The organism is Phenylobacterium sp. (assembly GCF_030693805.1).
Classification (GTDB): domain Bacteria; phylum Pseudomonadota; class Alphaproteobacteria; order Caulobacterales; family Caulobacteraceae; genus Phenylobacterium.
The window spans coordinates 1-16,951 of record NZ_JAUXZW010000239.1 but is presented as its reverse complement, the minus strand read 5'-3'; the positions used below and the strand labels follow the sequence as shown (position 1 = coordinate 16,951).

The following is a 16,951-nucleotide window of genomic DNA, read 5'->3' as shown; positions in this document are numbered from 1 at the left end:
CACCACGGCGTGGCGCGCGCTGGGCCACACCGCGGCGGCCAGGTCCTCGGCTGCGGTCAGCGAGATCATTTCGCCGCCGACCTTGGCGAAGCGCTTCACCCGACCCAGAATCTTCACCCAGCGGTCGTCGCTCACGTCCACCACGTCGCCTGTGTCATGCCACCCGTCGACAAGGGGCTCGACGCCGCTGGCGCTCAGGTAGCCGGCCATGATGTTGGGCCCGCGCACATAGAGCCGCCCGCCCAGCGCAATACCTTCGACGGGGTCGATCCGCGTCTCCATGCCGGGCAGCAAGCCGCCGACGGTGCCGCGACGATTGTCGGTGGGCTTGTTGACCGCGATCACCGGCGCGGCCTCGGTCGCGCCGTAGCCCTCCAGGACGGGAATAGGCCCGAACCGCTCGGTGATCAGGTTGTGGGTCTCCTCGCGCACCTTCTCGGCGCCGCAGACGATAAACTTCAGGCCGGCCAGCTCATCCGGTTCGGCCGAGCGAGCGTACTGATTCACGAAGGTGTCCGTGGCCAACAGGATTGAGGCTCCCACCTCCTTGACCAGTGGCGGGATCTGCTTGGCGTGCAGCGGGGAGGGGTATTCGAACGCCTTCATGCCGGTGAGCAGCGGGAGCAGCACGCCGCCGGTCAGTCCGAAGCAATGGAAGGTCGGCAGCGGGTTGAACATCACCCACGCCGGATCCAGCGGAATATGGGCGGCGATCTGGGCGACGTTGGAGACCAGGTTCGACTGGGTCAGCATCACGCCGCGCGGCGTCCCGAAGCTTCCTGATGTGAACAGGATTACGCCCGGATCGTCCGGTTCTGCATGGCTGCGGAACTGGCGGGGAAAGGCGCCGGCCGCGGCGGCGAACAGCTTGTCCTTCAGCCCGATCGTACGGCGCACGTCTTCCAGGTAGACGATCTGCGTCTGGGTCTCGAGGGCGTCGGTGAGGTCGTGCAGCTTGGCCTGTTCGATGAACCGGTGGGCGGTCAGCACGTGCTTGACCCCGGCCAACTCGCACGCGGCCTTCAGGTTGCGGATGCCAGCGGTGAAGTTCAACATCGTCGGCACGCGTCCGAACGCATGCAGAGCGAAGAAGGTCACCACCACGCCGGCGCCGGCAGGCAGCATGACGCCGACCCGTTCACCCTTGTCGGTGAACGCCGCCAGCCGCCGGCCCAGTGCGAACGCCGCGCGGACCAGATCGGTGTAGCTCATAGGTTTGCGTTCCTGGTCCTCCAGGATCAGCTTGCCTGCGCCGTACTTGGACCGTGCATCCAGGAGGGCGTCGAACAGGGCCTTGCGGCTGTCTCGCGGATCGAAGGTCGCCAAGTTCCGTCACCTCTCCCGCAACGTGAAGCGTCCGACGGTACAGGCCGCCTCACGGCTTGCAAAGAAAGGTTACGGTGTGGCTCCGCTGCGGGTGGCGACGAAGCGGGCGATGGCTTCCAGCCAGGGACCTCGGACAGCGTCCGGCTGGAGGTAGGGCGACGCGCCGCCGCCGAGATCCTGTTCTGTGCAGGATGGGATCGCGCGGCACAGCCGTGCTGGCGCGCGCGGGCCCAGGATCAGCACGGGCGCCTCGACCCGTGCGGCGCCTGTGCGCGCCTGCTCGCCGGCTCTCGCGTAGGCCGCGCGCCACCCCCAGGAGGGTCCGGTCATCCGCAGGTCCGGATTGGCGATTTCCCAGGTGTGCTGCACGCGACCGCGCCAAGCGTCGCGCGAGCCGCCGGCCTCGTCGGGCGCTGCGCGGGTCCATCGTCGCGCGTCTGGCGCCGGCCAACCCAGACCCAGCCGCACCGCCAGCGTCGGGAAGGCTCCCAGCGGCTTAGATGGGGCGAGCTTTGGGGCCGCGAGGACCAGCCCGTCAGCGTCCGCGTGGCGCTCGAGCGCCAGCAGGGCAGGAACCGCCGCGTCGGCATGGGCCAGCACGACGATCGGTGCGGGAGGCTGTCGATGGATCACCACGCTCAGCATCGCGCGCACGGCGTCCACGTCGGGTTCGAAACTGCCGGCATGGATCACGCCCCCGCGGGCGACTTTTCGGCCTGAGCCGCCCTGGCCGGCGCGTTCCAGCACCCATACCGTGAGGCCACGGGCGTTCAGGTCGGAGACGGTCTCGAACCAGCCCTCGGCGCTCTCGCCAAGGCCGGTGACGATCAGCACCTGTCCGCGCGGCGCGACCGGGGGGCTGGCGACCCCGTATCGCTGGGGCGGTTCTCGTCCCGTCTGCACCAGTCCCCAGGCCCAGCCCTCCGGCGGCATGAAGCGCGCCGCCAGGCCGGGCGGCGTGCGGCTGTCGACGAATGGATCGCGCGCCTCGCGCCCGCCGCAAGCCGCGAGCAGGAGGGCGAGGGCGACGGCGATCGGCGCGCGGGACATGGCCAGGTTTGTTGCTTTCCGCGCGGCTAGGCGCAAGGCGACGCTTTGGCGCCTTGCGCCGGCGACCAAGGCGGACGATCTAGGGACCATGGCCGTGGTCATCGACACCCTGGGCGCCCGTCGCCCGCGTCACCCCGAAAAGCAGGCGCGTCCCGACACGCCGATGCTGCGCAAGCCCGAGTGGCTGCGCGTCCGCGCGCCGGGCTCGCCCGGATACGCCGCAACCCGCGACATCGTCCGCGCTCACGGCCTGACAACAGTGTGCGAAGAGGCCGCCTGTCCGAACATCGGCGAGTGCTGGGACAAGAGCCACGCCACCATGATGATCATGGGCGGCATCTGCACGCGGGCCTGCGCCTTCTGTAACGTCGCCACCGGCAAGCCCGACCCTCTGGACCCGACGGAGCCGGAACGGGTCGGCGACGCCGTGGCCAAGATGGGCCTGAAGCACGTGGTGATCACCTCGGTGGACCGCGACGACCTCGCCGACGGCGGGGCGGAACACTTCGCCGCAGTGGTCCGCGCGATCCGTGAGGCGGCGCCGGCCACCACTATCGAAATCCTCACACCCGACTTCCTGCGCAAGGACGGCGCGGCCGAGGTGGTCATCGATTCCAAGCCCGACGTGTTCAACCACAACCTGGAGACGGTGCCCCGACTCTACCTCTCGATCCGCCCTGGCGCGCGCTACTACAACTCGCTGCGCCTGCTGGAGCGGGTGAAGGAGCGCGACCCCGTGCAGTTCACCAAGTCCGGCGTGATGGTCGGTCTGGGTGAATCCAAGGAGGAGGTCATGCAGGTGATGGACGACATGCGTTCGGCCGGCGTCGACTTCATCACCATCGGCCAATACCTGCAGCCGACCCGCAAGCACGCCGCCATCGACCGCTTCGTGACGCCCGAAGAATTCCACGCTTACGAGGAGATCGCCCGCGCCAAGGGCTTCCTGATGGTGTCGGCCAGTCCGTTGACGCGGTCTTCGCATCACGCCGGCGAGGATTTCGCCAGGCTTCAGGCGGCCCGCATCGCCCGCGGCGCATCCTGACGCCACGGATTGCGACAACAGGCATCCAAGGTTCTGCCCTATTCGCCCGACCAGCTCTTCAACCTGGTCGGCGACGTGGAGGCCTATCCGCAGTTCTTGCCCTGGATCACCGCGATCCGCACCTGGAACGCGCGCACGCTGACGCCAGGCGTCGACGCGGTGGATGCTGAGGCCGCCGTCGGATTCGCCTTCCTGAAGGAGCGGTTCTCCACACGGGTGGTGCGCGACGCGGACCAACGCACCATCGACGTCGGATTGATCTCAGGGCCGTTCAGGAAGCTCCACAACCGATGGAAATTCCACGAGGATCCCGATGGGACCCGCGTCGACTTCGAGATCGATTTCACTTTCAAGTCGCGTCTGCTGGAAGGCCTGCTGGCGTCCCATCAGGCCCACGCGATCGAGCGCGTCATGGCCTGTTTCGAGGCGAGAGCAAGGGCGTTGTACGGCTGAACAGGCGCGCCTAGCCGATCCGGTCGCGCAGCGCCTGCAAGGCCGCCTGCACCGCGGCCAGTTGCACGCCTTCGCGGGTGTCTTCCTCGAAGAATTCCTCGGTGTGCATCAGGCCGTGGTTGGTGCGTGCGGTGGCGATGTGCACGGTGCCGACCGGCTTCATCTTCGTGCCGCCCCCGGGGCCGGCGACGCCCGTGATCGACACCGCAAGGTGGGCGTTGGAATTCTCCAGCGCGCCTTCGGCCATCATCCGGGCGACCGGCTCCGACACCGCGCCGAGATCGGCGATCAGGTCGCCGGGCACCCCCAGCAACTCCTGCTTGGCGCGGTTCGAGTAGCAGATGAAGCCGCGCTCCAGCACGTCGGAGGCGCCCGGCACCATGCAGATCGCGCCGGCGACCAGCCCGCCGGTGCAGCTTTCGGCGGTGACGATACGCAGCGACCGGTTACGCGCCTCGTCGACCAGCAGCCTGGCCAGGGTCTGGATCTCGAGGTTGAACATGGTGGCTGTCTCCGGCGGATTCTCTAGGCAAGGGCGGGCGCAGACCACAACATCGCCGCCGCTGACGACACAAGGCGATTCGCACAGATGACCACGCTCGAGGCCCGCGGCGGCAAGGCCATTCCAGCCTCCGCCGCTCTGTTCGCCGTCACCGTTTTCTGCGGCGCCGCGCTCGTATTTCTGGTCGAGCCGATGGTGGTCAAGCTGGTTCTGCCGTTGCTCGGCGGCGGGCCGTCCATCTGGAACACCAGCCTGGCGTTCTTCCAGGCTGCGCTGTTGGTCGGCTACGGCTATGCGCACCTGCTGCAACGCATCTCGTCGGTTCGCGCGCAGGTGGCCGTTCACTGCGCGGTCCTGATCGCCGCCGGTCTGGTCCTGCCGCTGGGCGTCAGCGACCTGTTCGGGCCGCCGTCGTCCGACCATCCGGCGCTGTGGCTGATCGGCGTGCTTGCGGTGTCGTTGGGTCCGCCGTTCGCGGCGCTCTCCGCCACCGCGCCCCTGGTCCAGGCCTGGCATGCGCGCGCCTTCGCCTCGGGTGAGGGCAAGGAGCCATACGCCCTCTACGCCGCCAGCAATCTCGGCAGTCTGCTGGCGCTGCTCGCCTATCCGATCCTGGTCGAACCGCTCGCCAGCCTGCACCAGCAGTCGCTGTGGTGGAGCCTCGGATACGGCGGCTTCGTCGCCATCATGGTGGGGCTCGGCCTCTACCTGTCGCGGCGGCCGATGGCCCCGCCCGCCGCCGTCACCCTGGACGGCGCCGAGACGCGCATCGGTTGGCGCGAGCGGCTGACCTGGATGGCGCTGGCCGCGATTCCGTCGAGCCTGATGCTAGGGGTCACCGGCCACATCACCACGGACGTCGCCTCCGCGCCGTTCCTGTGGGTCGCGCCGCTCGCCCTTTATCTACTGACCTTCATCATCGCCTTCCAGACGAGGCCGGCGATCCCGCCGGGACTGGCGCTGCTGTTCCAGGCCGCCGCCATCGCGGCCTGCGCGATGATGCTGCCGTTCAAGGCCAGCGACTTCGTCCTGCAACTGGCCGTCCACCTGATCTGCTTCTTCTTCACCGCTCTCATCTGCCATCAGGCGCTTGTCTCCCGTAGGCCGGCGCCGGCGAAGCTCACCGAATTCTACCTGTGGATGTCGATCGGCGGCGTGGTCGGCGGCGGGTTCAACGCCTTCCTGGCGCCGGTGATCTTCAACAGCCTCTGGGAGTATCCGCTGGTGTTGGCCCTTTCGTGCTTGGCCAGGCCGTGGGGTGAGGGGCGGTTCACGATCTGGAACTGGGCCACGTTCGTCGTGTCGGTCGCAGCCGCCGTTGGGGCGCCGGTTATCACGACTTTTTACGGCATCGGCCTTGGCGTGCAGTCGGCGCTGGCTGCGGCGATGGTTGGGGCGTTCATCGTGCGACGCCGGGCGTTCCTGTTCTTCGGCGCGATTTCGGTGCTGATCATCTGCGCCACCGCTGTCGGCGGCCGCGTCGACGTGCGCGAGAACTGGCGCAGCTTCTTCGGCGTCGTGCGGGAATCCCGCATGCCGGTGCCGGCGCTGGGCGGCGAGGTGAAGATGCTCGCCCACGGCTCGACCCTGCATGGCGCCCAGGCGATCGACCCCCGCTGGCGCTGCCTCCCGCTCGTCTACTACGCCCCAGAGACGCCTATCGGCCAGGTGTTCACCGCGGTGCAGGCCCGAAAGCCCGCCGCGCGGATCGGCGCCGTGGGTCTGGGCACCGGTGCGGTGTCGGCCTATGTGCGGCCCGCCGACCACCTGACCTTCTTCGAAATCGATCCGCTGGTGATCCGTATCTCCACTGACCCCAAGCACTTCAGCTACACGAGCGAGTGCGCCAAGGGTCCGGTGGACTTCGTGGTCGGCGACGCCCGGCTGACGCTGGCCCATCAGCCGCCGGCGACGTTCGACATCCTGCTGATCGACGCCTTCTCGTCGGACTCGGTGCCGGCCCACCTGCTGACCGTCGAAGCGGTGCGGGGATATCTGAAGCTGGTGAAGCCGGACGGCGTGCTGATCCTGCACCTGTCGAACCGCAATCTGGAGCTGACCGGGCCGGCGATGGCGGTGGCTGCGGCCGCCGGCGGTCAGGCTTTGCTGCAACAGCATCGCGCGCCGCAGAACTCTCCGCCGATGTGGCAGTCGTCGGAGGACGCGCTGATCATCGGCCACACGGCCGAGGCGCTGGCCGGGTTCGCCGCCGACCCGCGATGGGAAGCCAGTCAGCCGAACCTCGTGCGACCGTGGACGGACGACTACATCAACCTGCCGGGCGCGCTCTATCGCCAGCTCAAGGTGACCTGGACCTGGCTGCCCTGACCGCTCAGGCCGGCGTCTCGACCGTCACCACGGCCTGGGCCAGCAGGCCCTCGCCGCGTCCGGTGTAGCCCATGCCTTCCGTGGTGGTGGCCTTGACGCTGACCCGGTCTAGCGCGAGGCCCATGATCTGCGCGACGCGCGCGCGCATCGCCTGGCGATGAGGTCCGATCCGAGGTTGCTCGCAGATCAGGGTGACGTCCGCATGCACCACCCGCCCGCCGATCGCCGCCACTCGCGACACGGCGTGCGCCAGGAAACGGTCCGAAGAAACGCCGCGCCACCGCGGGTCGGAGGGCGGGAAGTGGTCGCCGATATCGCCGTCTGCGATCGCGCCCAGCACCGCGTCGGTGAGCGCGTGCAGGCCAGCGTCGGCGTCGGAGTGGCCGACCAGCGTCCGGTCGTGCGCGATCTCGACGCCGCAAAGCCACACCGACTCGCCGGGCCCCCATCGGTGGGCGTCGACGCCCTGGCCGACCCTGGTAACGCGCGCGGCGCCCGCCAGCCGCTCGGCCATCTCGAAATCCTCCGGATAGGTCAGTTTGAGCAGCATCGGGTCGCCCGGCGTCAAGGCGACCTTGCCGCCGACGCGTTCAACCACGGCGGCGTCGTCGGTGGGCTCTTCATCCCGCGGCCATGCCGCGTACGCGGCCCGCAATGCGCCCAGTCGGAAGGCCTGGGGCGTCTGTGCGCGCCAAAGGCCTTCGCGACTGACTGTCGCATCCACGACGCTGGAGCCACGCTTCAGGGTGTCGGCGACGGGCAGGGCCAGAATGGCGCCGTCGACGTCCACCAACCCCGCGAGGAGGCGATCGACATGCCCGCGCGTGAGGAATGGTCGAGCCGCGTCATGGATCAGCACCACTTCGTCGTCAGGCCCGTCCAGGGCGTCAAGGCCGGCGCGCACGGAACCGGCCCGCGCCGCGCCGCCGGGGACGGCGCGCCACCGTGGCAGGTCGACCAGAGCCTCGCGGGCTGTTTCAAGGCGATCTCCGGCGACGACCACAACGACCTCGCGCGCTCCGGCGCCAAGCAGGGCCTCCAGCGACCATCGCAGGACCGGCCGCCCGGCGAGATCACGCCAGGCCTTGGGCGATCCGGGCCCGGCGCGCAGGCCAGAACCGGCGGCGACAATTACGGCGCTGAACGACATGGCGCGTGTTTAGGCTTAGCCGTTCGCTTGTCTAGGCTTTACGCAGCCACACGATCTGCCTAAAAAGATAGCGATGGGGATGATTATAAAGTGAGCAATGTTCTTGTGGTGGGAGATGCGGTCGTTCCCGGCCGCGCTTGGATCGCGCCGATGACCGGCGTATCCGACCTGCCATTTCGCTTGGCCGCGAGCCGACTGGGGGCGGCCTACGTCGCGACCGAAATGGTCGCCTGCGCCGAACTTTCCCGGGGCCGGCCCGACGTGGTCCGCCGCGCCGCCGTCGGAGCGGGGCTGCCGCTGATGGTGGTCCAGTTGGTCGGCGCTGACCCGCAACACATCGCCGAGGGCGCGCGAATGGCCGCCGCCGCCGGGGCGCAGATCATCGATCTCAATTTCGGCTGCCCAGCCAAGGAAGTCACCGGCGCCTCCTGCGGTTCGGCCCTGATGCGCGATCTCGACGCCGCTGAGACCCTCGTCGCCGCGGCTGTCGACGCGGTGGACGTGCCGGTGACGGTGAAGATGCGCCTGGGCTGGGACGATGCGTCCAGGAACGCCCCGGAGTTCGCCCAGCGCGCGGAACGGCGCGGCGCGCGTGCGGTGACGGTGCACGGACGCACCCGCAACCAATTCTACAAGGGTCGCGCCGATTGGGCCGCGGTCCGCGCGGTGAAGGCGGAAGTTTCGATCCCGGTGATCATCAACGGCGACGTGACCGATGCAGCCAGCGCTCGCGCGGCGCTCGCCGCCAGTGGTGCGGATGCGGTGATGATTGGCCGTGGCGTCTACGGCCAGCCGTGGATCGCCGCCCAGATCGAAACGGAACTGAACGGCGAAGCCTTCGAGACGCCGAACGCCGAGTCGCGGCTCGGGATCGCGCTCGACCATTTCCGTGATAGCGTCACGTTCTATGGTGATCGGCTGGGGGTGCGGATCTTCCGCAAGCACCTGGCCGCATACATCGATAATGCGCCCTGGCCCAACGAGGCCGAGGCCCGTCGAAGCGCTCGCTCCGCGCTTTGCCGCATGGAGGATCCCGGAGAGGTCGAACGCAACCTGGTCGCGCTCTGGCGCGACCCGCAAACGAGGTTGGCGGCATGAACGGCCGGTCAAATATCCGCTCTTCGGCGCTGGATCTGGAGGTCCTGAAGTCCGCCGCCTTCGACCTTAGCCCGGAACCGGCCCTGGTGGTCGACGGGGAGGGGGCGCTGGTCGCGGTGAATGAGGCGGCCGAGGCCTTGTTCGGCCAGGGGCTGGGCCTGTTGGCGCGCGGGCGCTTCCGAGCCGCGCTCCCGCCGGGTTCGGCGCTGGTCTCCCTGCTCAACCGCGCCATCGAGGAAGGCGGCAAGGTTCGCGAGCGGGGGCTGGAGATCAATTTGTTCGGCCTTCCGCGCTTCGAGGCGGACGGCGCGGCCGCGCCCCTAGGCGACGGCGCGGTGCTGCTCACGCTGCATGTGAAGGCTGGCGGCCTGGGCGCCGAGCGTGGCGGCGTCGAAGTCGCGGGTTTGCGCTCCATCGTCGGCCTCGGACGAATGCTGGCGCATGAGATCAAGAACCCGCTGGCCGGCATCCGGGGCGCCGCCCAGCTGCTCAAGGCTGGCGCCAAGGCGGACGATGCGCCACTCGCCCAGTTGATCGTCGACGAGACCGATCGCGTCCGCCGTCTGGTCGATCGGATGGAGGCGTTCTCCGACGACGCGCCGCCGCAGCGCAGCGCCGTCAACATCCACGAAGTGCTGGATCGCGTGCGGGCTTTGGCCGCCAACGGCGTCGCCGACGGCCTGGGTCTGCGCGAAGCCTACGATCCCTCCCTGCCGCCGACGCTCGGCGACGAGGATCAACTGATCCAGGTGTTCCTCAACCTGGTGAAGAACGCCGCGGAGGCTGCGCATTCGCGTGGCGACGGCCGAGGCGAGATCTCCATCCACACCGCCTATCGCCACGGCGTGCGGGTGCGTGCGGCCAAGGGTCAGGCCCTGCGCGGCGCTCCTCTGGAGGTGCGGGTCATCGATAACGGCCCCGGCGTCCCGCCGCATCTTCGCGAAAGCCTGTTCCAGCCGTTCGTGACCACCAAGACGCATGGCGCGGGCCTCGGCCTCGCGCTCTGCGCCAAGCTGGTCGCGGCCCACGGCGGACTGATCGATTTCGAGTCCGAGCCAGGGCGCACGATGTTCCGCGTGCTCCTGCCCATCGCTTCGCAAGAGGACGTCCAGGCATGAACACCGCAGCAAACGCGGCCAACGCCAGCAAGAAGATCCTGATCGCGGACGACGATTCCTCGATCCGGCTCGTGCTGAGCCAAGCCTTCACCCGCCTGGGCTACCAGGTCCGCGCCACGGGCAACGCCACGACCCTGCTGAAGTGGGTGTTCGACGGCGAAGGCGATCTGGTGGTCACCGACGTGGTGATGCCGGACGAGAACGTATTCGACGTCCTGCCGCGCATCCGCAAGGAACGGCCCAAGCTGCCGGTCATCGTGATGAGCGCGCAGAACACGCTGCTGACCGCGGTCAGCGCGGCCGAGATCGGCGCGTTCGACTATGTGCCCAAGCCGTTCGACCTCGATGACATGACCTCTGCAGCGCGTCGGGCGCTCGCGCGTCCGGCGGACCCCGAGGCCGCCAAGGCCCAGGCGCGCGCGGTGCGCGATGAGCGGCTGCCGCTGATCGGCCGCTCCGGGCCCATGCAGGACGTCTATCGGACGATCGCACGCCTGGTCGGCGCCGACCTGACAGTGCTGATCCTGGGCGAATCCGGCACCGGCAAGGAACTGGTCGCCCGCGCCCTTCATGACATGGGGCGTCGTCGCGACGGCAAGTTCGTCGTCATCAACCTGGCCGCGGTGCCGCGCGAGCGGGTCGAGGCCGAGCTGTTCGGCCGCGAGGAAGGTGACTTCGGCAAGTTGCGGGAGGCCGACGGCGGCACGCTGTTCCTCGACGAGATCGGCGACATGCCGCTGGACGCCCAGACCCGCCGGCTGCGGGTGAGCGACGGCTCGGAGCCGGCGCTGAATCCAAAGACGGGTCGCCGGCCCAACGTGCGCCTGATCGCGGCGACCAATCGCGATCTGCGCGCGCTGATCCAGCAGGGGCTGTTCCGCGAGGACCTGTTCTTCCGCCTGAACGTCGCGCCGATCCGCCTGCCTCCGCTGCGTGACCGGGTCGAGGACATCCCTGATCTCGCCCGCGCCTTCCTGCTGCGGGCCAGTCGCGAAGGCCTGCCGTCAAAGACCATCGACGCCAGTGCGCTGGAGCGGCTGAAACTGCACGCCTGGCCTGGCAATGTTCGCGAGTTGGAGAACCTGGTCCGGCGGATCTGCGCCCTTTATGCCGAGGAGTTGATCAGCGCGCGGATCGTCGAGCGCGAGCTCGCCGAGCATCAGGCGCCGACGCCGGGGCAGGATGGCCCGTTGTCTCTGTCGCAGCTTGTCGAACGCCATCTCGGCGGCTATTTCGCCGAGCAGCCTGACGGCGTGCCGCCCGCCGGCCTCTACGATCGCGTGCTGGAAGAGATCGAGCGTCCGCTGATCCAGCTCACGCTATCGGCGACCCGAGGCAACCAGGTCCGGGCTGCTGAAATCCTGGGCCTCAACCGCAACACGCTGCGCAAGAAGATCCAGGATCTTGGTGTGGAAATGAGTCGCGGCCGACGCTGACGCTTCTGAGCCACATGGTTGTTGAGTTTTAGGCACACTATCGCCTAGGCTCCGCGGCGCGATGGCGCTGCTGCTGAATCAGAATCGGAGCCTGACAGGACCTGGAGCTAGGGCCTGGCGGGTCTTGCAGTCCCGGTATGTGTTGGGTGGCGGCTACGCGATCGCCGCCGCGCTCACGGGCCTGGCGATCCTGCTCGCCTCGTCGCCGCCAGAGACTGGACCCCTAGGGCCCGTCAGCGCCGTCGTGATGACCGTGCTTGGCTTCAATCTCGTGCTGATCCTGGCCCTGGCCGCGCTGGTCGGCCTTCGGGTTCTGATCCTGCGCAATGCGCCTGCTGACGACGCCGGCGCGCGGCTCCACCTGCGGTTCGTGATGCTGTTCGCGCTCGCCGCCGTCGCGCCGGCGGTCGTTGTTGCGTTGTTCTACGGCGTGCTGGTCACCCGCGGCGTCGACAACTGGTTCAGCGAACGGGTCCAGACCGTGGTGGAGAACTCCGCCACCGTCGCGCGCTCCTACGTTGAGGATCAGCAGCGCTATATCGGCGACCATGTGACGTTGATGGCGGCCGACCTGAACCACGCGGCGCCTGCGCTACAGGCGAGCCCGGTCACCTTCAGCCGCTTCCTAGCCGACCAGGCCTCGTACCACGCCTTCCCCTCCGCCTATCTGATCGACCGGGAAGGCCGGGTGCTGGCCCGCGCTGAGACCGCGGAAGCCCAGCCCTTGCTGGTGCCCCCGCAATCCAGCTTCAAGGCGGCCGACGAGGGCGACATCTCGCTGTCGTCGGACCTGACCCGAGCGGTCTATCGGCTGAAGGCCTATCCGGACGCCTACCTCTACGTCGTGCGCCCGGTCCAGCGCGACATCGTCAGCCACCTTCGAGACGCTGAAAGCTCTTTGGTCTCCTATCGGGAGGCCGCCGCCAACCGCCAGCGCATCCAGGCGGTTTTCGCCCTGAGTTACATGGAGACCGCGCTGCTGGTGCTGGTCGGCGCCATCTGGCTCGGCATGTACGCCGCCAGCGCCATTTCGGGCCCGATCGGACGGCTGGTGCAGGCCGCGGGCCGGGTCGCTGCCGGGGACCTCACCGCGCGGGTCGACGACGACCGCGATCCGGAGGAGATCGCTGTGCTGAGCCGCGCCTTCAACAGCATGACCCACGACCTGCAGGCCCAGCAGGCCGCGCTACGCCAGGCCAGCGTCGAGGCGCAGAAGCGCAGTGAGTTCATCGAGACCGTGCTGTCCGAAGTGAGCGCCGGCGTCGTCGGCCTCGACACTGAGGGCCGCATCTCCGCCGCCAACCGGCGCGCCGTGCTGTTGCTGGATCTCTCCGGAGACCGCGGACGCGGGCGCAAGCTTGCCGAAGTGGCGCCCGAGGTGGCGGCGATCCTGGAGCTCGCGGCCGTCGGCGGCGAGGCCGAGGGCGAGGTGGACGTGTTGCGCGGGCGTGAAACCCACCGACTGCGGGTGCGGGCCAGCCTCAGCGAGGGCGGGCTGGTGCTGACGTTCGACGACATCACCCGCCTGGTCGCCGCTCAGCGAAACGCCGCCTGGAAGGACGTCGCCCGCCGCATCGCCCACGAGATCAAGAACCCGCTCACGCCGATCCAGCTTTCGGCCGAGCGGCTGCAGAAGAAGTTCCGCAAGTCCGTGCCGGTGGACGACCTCGAGACCTTCGACCGCTGCACCGACACCATCGTGCGCCAGGTGGGCGACATCGGCCGCATGGTCGACGAATTCTCCGCGTTCGCGCGGATGCCGGCGCCGAAGTTCGCCGAACATGACGCGGCCGAACTGCTGCGCGCCGCGGTGTTCGCCCAGCGGGTGGCGAGCCCCGACATCAAGGTCGAACTGCAGGAGCCCGCGCCGGAGACTCCGCTGCTGTGCGACGGCCGCATGCTGTCGCAGGCCCTCACCAACGTGCTGAAGAACGCCGCCGAAGCGGTCAACGCCAGGCGAGACGCGGCGCCGCGGACCAAGGGCCGGGTCACGGCGCGCCTGGTCATCGATGACGACGGCGTGGCGTTCGAGGTGGTGGACAACGGCGTCGGCTTGCCGGTGCGCGATCGCGACCGCCTGACCGAACCCTATGTGACGACCCGCGAGAAGGGCACGGGCCTTGGCCTGGCCATCGTCAAGCGGATCCTCGAGGACCACGGCGGCGACCTGCTGCTGGGCGATGCGCCGAAGGGGCAGGGGGCGATGGTCACGCTTCGCATTCCCGCATCGACGCGCATCAAGGCCGTGGGTCGGGCCGAGGCGGCGACAGCATGAGATCGGTGAGGTGTTCCCATGGCGGCTGATGTTCTGGTTGTGGACGACGAGGCTGACATCCGCGACCTGGTGGCGGGCATCCTGTCGGATGAAGGCTATGCGGTGCGCACGGCCAACGATTCCGAATCCGCCCTGGCGGCGGTGCGCGCGCGCAAGCCCGCGTTGCTGATCCTGGACATCTGGATGCAGGGCGGCGGGATGGACGGGCTGGAACTGCTCGACCTGGTCAAAGGCCTCGACGCAGACCTGCCAGTGATCATGATCTCGGGCCACGGCAACATCGAGACCGCGGTCAGCGCCATCAAGCGCGGCGCCTACGAATTCCTCGAGAAGCCGTTCAAGTCTGACCGCCTGCTGCTGCTGGTGGAGCGCGCGCTGGAAGCCACCAGCCTGCGCCGCGAGAACCGTCGCCTGAGGACCCAGGCGATCACGCCGGAGGGCCTGATCGGCCGGTCCACGGCGGCCCAGCAGCTGCGCCAGCTGGTCGCCAAGCTCGCCGGCGCCAACAGCCGGGTGCTGATCTCCGGTCCGCCGGGGTCGGGCAAGGAGACGGTGGCCCGCTTGATCCACATCGCCAGCCCGCGCTCCAAGAACGAATTCGTGGCGATCAGCGCCGCCGGCATGACGCCCGAGCGCATGGACGTCGAGCTGTTCGGCCAAGAGGGCGAGGGCGGGCGCACGGCGAAGATCGGCGTGTTCGAGCGCGCTCACGGGGGCACGCTGTACCTCGACGAAGTCGCCGACATGCCGCGCGAAACCCAGAGCCGTATCCTCCGCGTGCTGGTCGAGCAGCGATTCCGCCGCGTCGACGGCGACAGCGACGTTCAGGTGGACGTGCGTGTCGTCTCGTCGACCTCACGCGATCTGCGCGAGGCGATTGCAGCCGGGGCCTTCCGCGAGGACCTGTTCCATCGGCTGAACGTCGTGCCGGTGAATGTTCCGGGCCTGTCGGAGCGGCGCGAGGACATCCCCGAGCTCATCGAGGACTTCATCACCCGCATCTCCGACGCAACGGGGATGCCGAGGCGGATCCTGTCGCAGGACGCGCTGGCGGCGCTTCAGGTGCGAGGCTGGCCGGGCAATCTGCGCCAGTTGCGCAACAACATCGAACGGATGCTGATCTTGGCCTCCGGCGATCCTGCCGAGGCGATAACCGCCGAAATGCTGCCGGCCGAGGCCACGGTCAGCGATCAGGCGGGCTCGATGGGCGCAGAACGGATCATCTCACTCCCCTTGCGTGAGGCGCGTGAGGTGTTCGAGCGCGAATATCTGAACGCCCAGATGCTGCGCTTCTCCGGCAATATCTCGCGCACCGCGGCCTTCATCGGCATGGAACGCTCGGCTCTGCACCGCAAGCTCAAGTCGCTGGGGCTTTCGGGGGCCCGCGCCGTGGAAGAGGAGGTCGACTGATGGGCCGCGTCGCCTATGTGAACGGACGCTTCCTCCCCCACGGGCAGGCCGCGGTGCATATCGAGGATCGCGGCTATCAGTTCGCCGATGCGGTCTACGAGGTCTGGGCGCTGACCGACGGCAAGCTGGCTGACGCCGAAGGCCATTTCGTGCGTCTGAAGCGCAGCCTGGAAGAGCTACGTATTCCGGAGCCGATGAGCCGACGCGCGCTCACTGTGGTGCTGAAGGAGGCCGTGCGTCGCAACCGCGTCCGCGACGGCATCGTCTACCTGCAGATCAGCCGGGGCGTCGCGCCGCGCGACCACGTCTTCCCGAAGGACCAAGTCCTGCCGGCCGTCGTGGTGACGGTGAAGGCGATGGATCCCGCCGCCGGCCACGCCAAGGCGGCCAAAGGCGTCAAGGTGATCACTCAGCCGGAGAACCGATGGGGCCGCTGCGACATCAAGACCATCGGATTGCTGCCCAACGCGCTCGCCCGCCAGGCGGCGGCGGAAGCCGGCGCCTACGAGGCGTGGTACGTCGACGACATGGGACTGGTCACCGAGGGGGCCGCGACCAACGCCTGGATCATCGACCGCGATGGCGTGCTGCGGACCCGCGGCACCAACGCCAACATCCTGCGCGGCGTCACCCGCGGCACCCTTCTGGAGCTAATGGAGACCGAAGGTCTGAAGGTCGAGCAACGACCGTTCACCCCCCAGGAGGCGCTGGAGGCGCGCGAAGCTTTCATCACCGGCGCCAGCACGCTGGTCACGCCGGTGATCGCCGTTGACGGCAAGCCAGTGGGCGACGGAAAGCCCGGTCCGGTGGCGATGCGCTTGCGCAGCCTCTATATCGAGCGCGCAAAGGCTCTGGCCGTCTGATCGCATCGCTGCGATTGCGTCGGTGTTGAAAGCCTGTCTAGCTGGACTCGTGTGTGGGAGGCGCTTTGGCCTCTCGATCAAAAGCAAAAGGCGATAAGCCGTGAGCGATAAGAAGCAGAATCTGCAGGATACTTTCCTCAACAGCGTGCGCAAATCGAAGACGCCGCTGACGATCTTCCTGGTCAATGGCGTGAAGCTGCAAGGCGTGGTGAGCTGGTTCGACAACTTCTGCGTCCTGCTGCGACGGGACGGCCAGTCGCAACTGGTCTACAAGCACGCCATCTCGACCATCATGCCGGCCCAACCGGTGCAGCTCTATGAGCCCTCAGAAGACGAGAACGATTGAGTTCATCCAAATCCGTTGACCGCGAGGCGCCGCCGCAACGCGCGCTCGTCCTTTATCCCGATCGTGAAGAGCGCTCCAGCGCGCGCAGCCCGCAGGCGCGGCTGGAGGAGGCGAGCGGCCTGGCCGCCGCCCTCGATCTCGTGGTCGCCGACACGCTCATAGCGCCGCTGCGCAAGCGCACGCCGGCGACCTTGTTCGGCAAGGGCAAGGTCGAGGAGATCGGCCATCTCTGCGAAGACCTCGAGGTCGACGTGGCGGTGATCGACGACGCGCTGACGCCTGTGCAGCAACGCAACCTGGAGAAGGCCTGGCGGGTCAAGGTGATCGACCGCACCGGCCTGATCCTGGAGATCTTCGCGCGGCGCGCCCGCACCCGCGAAGGGCGCCTGCAGGTGGAGCTCGCCAGGCTCTCCTACGAACGCTCGCGCCTGGTGCGCACCTGGACCCACCTGGAGCGGCAGCGCGGCGGCTTCGGGGTCATGGGCGGCCCCGGCGAAACCCAGATCGAAACCGACCGCCGGCTGCTGGCCGAGCGGATCGGCAAGCTGAAG

The 16,951-nt window shown here is 68.5% G+C and carries 14 protein-coding genes and 1 pseudogene; 11 read left to right on the top strand and 4 right to left on the bottom strand.

Features of this window, described 5'->3' with window-relative positions:
- On the bottom strand, nucleotides 1-1,326 hold a 1,326-nt coding region (locus Q8M88_RS09255), incomplete at its 3' end, for an AMP-binding protein (RefSeq protein WP_305596632.1).
- Nucleotides 1,327-1,395: 69 nt separating this feature from the next.
- The gene (locus tag Q8M88_RS09250; protein ID WP_305596630.1) at nucleotides 1,396-2,376 is read right to left on the bottom strand and encodes a serine aminopeptidase domain-containing protein; all 981 of its coding nucleotides are present in this window, start codon (nucleotides 2,374-2,376) and stop codon (nucleotides 1,396-1,398) included.
- An 88-nt stretch (nucleotides 2,377-2,464) separates the two neighbouring features.
- On the opposite strand from Q8M88_RS09250, the gene lipA reads away from it, so the two are divergent.
- Both lipA and Q8M88_RS09240 read left to right on the top strand, forming a co-directional pair.
- Complete coding sequence (gene lipA / locus Q8M88_RS09245; protein ID WP_305596634.1) at nucleotides 2,465-3,421, top strand: lipoyl synthase; 957 nt, start codon at nucleotides 2,465-2,467, stop codon at nucleotides 3,419-3,421.
- A 9-nt stretch (nucleotides 3,422-3,430) separates the two neighbouring features.
- Nucleotides 3,431-3,874 (top strand): type II toxin-antitoxin system RatA family toxin, encoded by a 444-nt coding sequence (locus tag Q8M88_RS09240; RefSeq protein WP_305596628.1) that lies wholly within the window; start codon nucleotides 3,431-3,433, stop codon nucleotides 3,872-3,874.
- A 10-nt stretch (nucleotides 3,875-3,884) separates the two neighbouring features.
- Here the strand turns inward: Q8M88_RS09240 and Q8M88_RS09235 are convergent, their stop codons facing one another.
- Entirely contained in the window at nucleotides 3,885-4,376 is a 492-nt protein-coding gene (locus tag Q8M88_RS09235; RefSeq protein WP_305596626.1) for a CinA family protein, read from the bottom strand.
- 87 nt (nucleotides 4,377-4,463) lie between these two features.
- On the opposite strand from Q8M88_RS09235, the gene Q8M88_RS09230 reads away from it, so the two are divergent.
- Nucleotides 4,464-6,704 (top strand): spermidine synthase, encoded by a 2,241-nt coding sequence (locus tag Q8M88_RS09230; RefSeq protein ID WP_305596625.1) that lies wholly within the window; start codon nucleotides 4,464-4,466, stop codon nucleotides 6,702-6,704.
- Nucleotides 6,705-6,708: 4 nt separating this feature from the next.
- On the opposite strand, the gene Q8M88_RS09225 is transcribed toward Q8M88_RS09230, so the two are convergent.
- The gene (locus Q8M88_RS09225; protein ID WP_305596623.1) at nucleotides 6,709-7,854 is read right to left on the bottom strand and encodes a bifunctional 2-C-methyl-D-erythritol 4-phosphate cytidylyltransferase/2-C-methyl-D-erythritol 2,4-cyclodiphosphate synthase; all 1,146 of its coding nucleotides are present in this window, start codon (nucleotides 7,852-7,854) and stop codon (nucleotides 6,709-6,711) included.
- A 90-nt stretch (nucleotides 7,855-7,944) separates the two neighbouring features.
- Here Q8M88_RS09225 and dusB point away from each other — a divergent pair, with 90 nt between their 5' ends.
- The 8 genes and pseudogenes from dusB to Q8M88_RS09185 form a co-directional block, all read left to right on the top strand.
- A complete protein-coding gene (gene dusB / locus Q8M88_RS09220) occupies nucleotides 7,945-8,952 on the top strand; it encodes a tRNA dihydrouridine synthase DusB (RefSeq protein WP_305596621.1) in 1,008 nt (335 codons plus the stop codon).
- On the top strand, nucleotides 8,949-10,070 hold the full coding sequence (locus Q8M88_RS09215) for a nitrogen regulation protein NR(II) (protein WP_305596619.1): 1,122 nt from the start codon (nucleotides 8,949-8,951) through the stop codon (nucleotides 10,068-10,070). Before dusB ends, Q8M88_RS09215 begins: the two co-directional genes overlap by 4 nt.
- Complete coding sequence (locus tag Q8M88_RS09210; RefSeq protein WP_305596617.1) at nucleotides 10,067-11,506, top strand: sigma 54-interacting transcriptional regulator; 1,440 nt, start codon at nucleotides 10,067-10,069, stop codon at nucleotides 11,504-11,506. Before Q8M88_RS09215 ends, Q8M88_RS09210 begins: the two co-directional genes overlap by 4 nt.
- A 61-nt stretch (nucleotides 11,507-11,567) precedes the next feature.
- Nucleotides 11,568-13,781: a PAS domain-containing sensor histidine kinase gene (locus Q8M88_RS09205; protein ID WP_305596615.1), complete on the top strand. Its 2,214-nt coding sequence runs from the start codon at nucleotides 11,568-11,570 to the stop codon at nucleotides 13,779-13,781.
- An 18-nt stretch (nucleotides 13,782-13,799) separates the two neighbouring features.
- On the top strand, nucleotides 13,800-15,191 hold the full coding sequence (locus Q8M88_RS09200) for a sigma-54 dependent transcriptional regulator (RefSeq protein ID WP_305596613.1): 1,392 nt from the start codon (nucleotides 13,800-13,802) through the stop codon (nucleotides 15,189-15,191).
- Nucleotides 15,191-16,054, top strand: a complete 864-nt coding sequence (locus Q8M88_RS09195; RefSeq protein WP_305596611.1) for a D-amino-acid transaminase — start codon at nucleotides 15,191-15,193, stop codon at nucleotides 16,052-16,054. Before Q8M88_RS09200 ends, Q8M88_RS09195 begins: the two co-directional genes overlap by 1 nt.
- A gap of 100 nt (nucleotides 16,055-16,154) precedes the next feature.
- The gene (gene hfq / locus Q8M88_RS09190) at nucleotides 16,155-16,400 is read left to right on the top strand and encodes an RNA chaperone Hfq (RefSeq protein ID WP_305596609.1); all 246 of its coding nucleotides are present in this window, start codon (nucleotides 16,155-16,157) and stop codon (nucleotides 16,398-16,400) included.
- Nucleotides 16,397-16,951, top strand: a pseudogene (locus Q8M88_RS09185) (GTPase HflX); the annotation flags it as partial. The gene hfq and the pseudogene Q8M88_RS09185, both read left to right, overlap by 4 nt.

Bases quoted from the DNA above. Each gene is read 5' to 3' on its own strand.
- Q8M88_RS09250 (WP_305596630.1), bottom strand. From the start codon at position 2,376: ATGTCCCGCGCGCCGATCGCCGTCGCCCTCGCCCTCCTGCTCGCGGCT.
- lipA (WP_305596634.1), top strand. From the start codon at position 2,465: ATGGCCGTGGTCATCGACACCCTGGGCGCCCGTCGCCCGCGTCACCCC.
- Q8M88_RS09235 (WP_305596626.1), bottom strand. From the start codon at position 4,376: ATGTTCAACCTCGAGATCCAGACCCTGGCCAGGCTGCTGGTCGACGAG.
- Q8M88_RS09230 (WP_305596625.1), top strand. From the start codon at position 4,464: ATGACCACGCTCGAGGCCCGCGGCGGCAAGGCCATTCCAGCCTCCGCC.
- Q8M88_RS09225 (WP_305596623.1), bottom strand. From the start codon at position 7,854: ATGTCGTTCAGCGCCGTAATTGTCGCCGCCGGTTCTGGCCTGCGCGCC.
- Q8M88_RS09215 (WP_305596619.1), top strand. From the start codon at position 8,949: ATGAACGGCCGGTCAAATATCCGCTCTTCGGCGCTGGATCTGGAGGTC.
- Q8M88_RS09210 (WP_305596617.1), top strand. From the start codon at position 10,067: ATGAACACCGCAGCAAACGCGGCCAACGCCAGCAAGAAGATCCTGATC.
- Q8M88_RS09205 (WP_305596615.1), top strand. From the start codon at position 11,568: ATGGCGCTGCTGCTGAATCAGAATCGGAGCCTGACAGGACCTGGAGCT.
- Q8M88_RS09200 (WP_305596613.1), top strand. From the start codon at position 13,800: ATGGCGGCTGATGTTCTGGTTGTGGACGACGAGGCTGACATCCGCGAC.
- Q8M88_RS09195 (WP_305596611.1), top strand. From the start codon at position 15,191: ATGGGCCGCGTCGCCTATGTGAACGGACGCTTCCTCCCCCACGGGCAG.